Below are 3,389 nucleotides of genomic sequence, written 5' to 3' on the forward strand. Positions count from 1 at the left end.
CCCGCATGCAATGCATGCGCGCCTGCGTATGAAGGAAGCATACCCGCATGCATTGCATGCGCGCCCGCGTACAATGGAATCATGCCCGCATGCATTGCATGCGCGCCCGCGTACAATGGAATCATGCCCGCATGCATTGCATGCACACCTGCGCACGAAGGAATCATGCCCACATGCATTGCATGCACGTCCGCACACAAAGGAAGCATGCCCGCATGCATTGCATGCACACCTGTATAGCAGGTACTAATCAACTACGTACCAATGGGGGAGTTCACAACATAAAACCAAGCGCATAGTATAGACCCGTGCGAAACCGGGTGTCACACATCGCAGCTTCCATAGTAGAAAGGCACAGACCGAATGGCTGCACAACTGAAGCGCCTTCCACCCTCCGTCATCGCCGCTGACCGTGAGCTGCTGCGGGCCGTCCAGAGCCTCGGCGACTACCAGCCGATCAACGGCGCGTACAGCATCGCAATCATGCAGCAGCAAGAGGCATGTCTCACCCAAGCTGAACTGGCCATCGTTCGGTTGGAGGATGAGCTGAAGCATGCTCGCGTCGTGGCAATCGAGACGGCCCGTGCGATGCATACGACTGGTCTGGGCATGAAAGATCAGGTCATTGCGCAGTACGGCCAGGACTCGATGGCGGTCGAGATCATTGGGCTGACCCGCAAGTCAGCGCATAAGCGCCCGGTACGGCGCAAGGCGACGGCGTAGCTATTGATGGCGAGACAATAGAAGACCGGGAAGCTCATGCTTCCCGGTCTTCTATTGTCTCGTACCTACCGCACCGCCCGGCGCAGCCGCTCAAGGTCGTCGAGGTGATCCCACTCGCCGTGCGCCCCCGCTCAGAGGTCGCCCAGCACGGCGTGGACCCGCGCGACGGCGGCGCGGGCCGCCTCCAGCCCGAAGGCGACCTGGTTCAGGCCGCGCCGCAGGCCCACCGCCGCGTGCCGCGCGGCGTCCGAGCCCTCGGGCGCGGCGGCCAGGGCGTCGGCGGCGGCCAGCAGCGGCAGCGGCGGCACTGCGAGCGCCGTATCGTGGCCGAAGGGGCCGGCCGCCGTGTAGTTCAGCGGGATGGTCGCCCGCCCCAGCGCCATCAGCCCGGCGTTGAGATCCGCCAGGCTCGACGGGTCGCCCTTGTAGGCGACCATCCCCTCGCGCAGCTTGCCGAGGCTCTGCTCAAGCGCGGCCGCCTCGGCGCGCAGGGCCTGCGACTGCGCCCTCGCCGCCCCGAGGTCGAAGCGCTCGCCCAGCCGGGCCTGGTAGCCCGCCACCAGGTCGTCCAGCTCGGCGGCGGCGGCGGCGTAGTCCAGGGGCAGCAGCGGCTCGGCGCAGAGCCGGAAGATCGTCGCCGCGTAGAGCCGGGCGTCGCGGGCCAGCAGCGCCGGGTCGAGCTTGTCCAGCGTGTCGTCGGGCGTGTGCCACCACCGGCCCAGCCCGCCCGAGCGCCCGCCGATCACCGAGGCCGCCCCGGCCGCATCGCCGGTCGCCGGCTGCTCCGAGACCGTCATCAGCAGCGCGGGGACGCCCACGCCCACCAGCGACTCGTCGCCGGCCCGGCCGACCCGGCCGCCGAGGTACTCCTGCCCGCCGTAGCGCCCGATCACCTCGCGGCCCAGCCCGAAGGTCTCAGCCATGCAGTAGCCCTCTGTCAGCAGCGTGGCCCCCTGGCCGCCGACCGAGTCGATGTTCACGTAGGCCGCGCAGCGCCGCCGCAGCTCGTCCCAGTGGCTGTCCACATACCAGGCGCTGCCGGCGTAGCGGCCGTGCGAGTGGCCCGACCAGAAGCAGACCCGCAGGCCGCGCCGCAGCTGGTCGCGGCGCTCGGCCAGCAGGCGGGATAGGTGCAGCATGGTCGCGTTGGCGCTGCCGTTGTCCATCGCCCCATAGTGCCAGGAGTCGATGTGGCCGGCGAACAGCACGAAGCTGCGGTCATCAGGCGGGCCGTCCAGGTCGGCCTGGAGCAGCGGCAGCGTGCGCCAGCCGGTCTCGACCGTCGTGACGAGGGTGGCCTGGGCCGGGCCGGCGGCCAGGGCGGCGCGGATGCGCGCCCCGTCGGCGGCGCGCACCGAGGCCGCCGGGGCCTGCGGGTAGAGCGACAGCTCCTCGGCCGTGGGGCTGCCCCAGACCGGCGAGAGGATCATCTCGTGGAGCTGCGCGCCGTTGATGAAGATCTGGCCGGCGCTGCCGGCCAGCCGGGCGCGCCGGGCCATCTCGGGCGTGGCCAGGCCATCCACCAGGGCGATCCTGCCGCGCACATCGGCCGCCGCCCAGTCGGCCGGCGCGCCGGCGCCCAGGTCGACGACCTCGGCCGTCATCCCCTCGGGCGGCGTGCTCACGGCGAAGGCGTGGGTGATGCACTCCAGCGCGCCGACCCCGGCGACCGCCAGGCTGGCCGGGCCGGGCAGGCTGATGTAGGCGTCGTGGCGCAGCATGCGCGTCCGGAAGCCCCAGGCCCGCAGGCGGGCCTCGGCCCGCTCCAGGGCGCGCAGCTCCTCGGGCGAGCCCGAGAGCCGCACCTCGGCGGAGACCTCGGCGGTGAGATCCATCAGCTCATCGGCGGACACGGCGGCGAGCAGGGCGGCCTCGGGCGCGTCAAGGCGCGGGTCAAGCAACATGATCCCCTCCAGATAGGGCTGCCGCCCTAAAAACCGATGTTGTCTTGGCCACCATGGCCAGCTTCGCTGGCCATGGTGGCCAAGACAACAAGAAATTCCGGGGAGCCGGGGGCTTCATTTGATGCGCATGGGGTGACGCAAAAGCAGCCTCACACCATATGGCTGCCGCCGTCGATGCTGATCGTCTGCCCGGTGACCCAGCCGGCCAGATCGGAGGCGAAGAAGAGCACGCCGCCGGCGATATCGTCGGGCGAGCCGGTTCGCTTGAGGGCCAGGCTCTCGATCAGGGCCTGCTGGCGGGCCTCGCCCATGGCCTCCCACTGGCGCTCGGTGGCCTGGTTGGAGCGCACAAAGCCGGGGGCGATGTTGTTCACCGTGATCCCCCAGGCCCCCAGCTCCTTGGCCATCTGGCGGGTCAGGCCGATCTGGCCGGCCTTCGCGCTGGCGTAGGCCTGGATGCCGGTCAGGCTGAAGGAGCGCCCCGCCCCCGAGGAGATATTGATGATCCGCCCGAAGCCCTGCGCCTTCATGGCCGGGGCCGCCGCGCGGATGAAGTAGAACGCCGAGTAGAGGTTCGTGCGCACCACCACGTCCCACTCATCGTCGGCCACCGTCTCCACCGGCCGGCCGACCTGGCCGACCACGCCGCCCGCGTTGTTGACCAGGATGTCCACCCGGCCGGCGGCGGCCAGCACCTGGGCGACCAGCGCCTCGACGGCGGCGGAGTCGGTGACATCGCAGGGGGCGGCGGCGCAGGCGATC

Annotated in this window: 3 protein-coding genes; 1 reads left to right on the plus strand and 2 read right to left on the minus strand. The window is 70.2% G+C overall.

All coding sequences use genetic code 11. The features are described 5' to 3' along the window. Nucleotides 1–363: 363 nt before the first annotated feature. Nucleotides 364–723 (plus strand): hypothetical protein, encoded by a 360-nt coding sequence (locus K2Z83_RS15160; protein ID WP_220596029.1) that lies wholly within the window; start codon nucleotides 364–366, stop codon nucleotides 721–723. Between the two features lie 131 nt (nucleotides 724–854). Here K2Z83_RS15160 and K2Z83_RS15165 read toward each other — a convergent pair whose 3' ends face one another. Further along, nucleotides 855–2,627, minus strand: coding sequence for a M28 family metallopeptidase (locus K2Z83_RS15165; RefSeq protein ID WP_220596030.1), 1,773 nt, complete (start codon nucleotides 2,625–2,627; stop codon nucleotides 855–857). A gap of 149 nt (nucleotides 2,628–2,776) precedes the next feature. Continuing rightward, nucleotides 2,777–3,388, minus strand: coding sequence for an SDR family NAD(P)-dependent oxidoreductase (locus K2Z83_RS15170; protein WP_370650189.1), 612 nt, complete (start codon nucleotides 3,386–3,388; stop codon nucleotides 2,777–2,779). Between the last annotated feature and the right edge of the window lies 1 nt (nucleotide 3,389).

Source organism: Oscillochloris sp. ZM17-4, from assembly GCF_019599295.1.
GTDB lineage: Bacteria > Chloroflexota > Chloroflexia > Chloroflexales > Chloroflexaceae > Oscillochloris.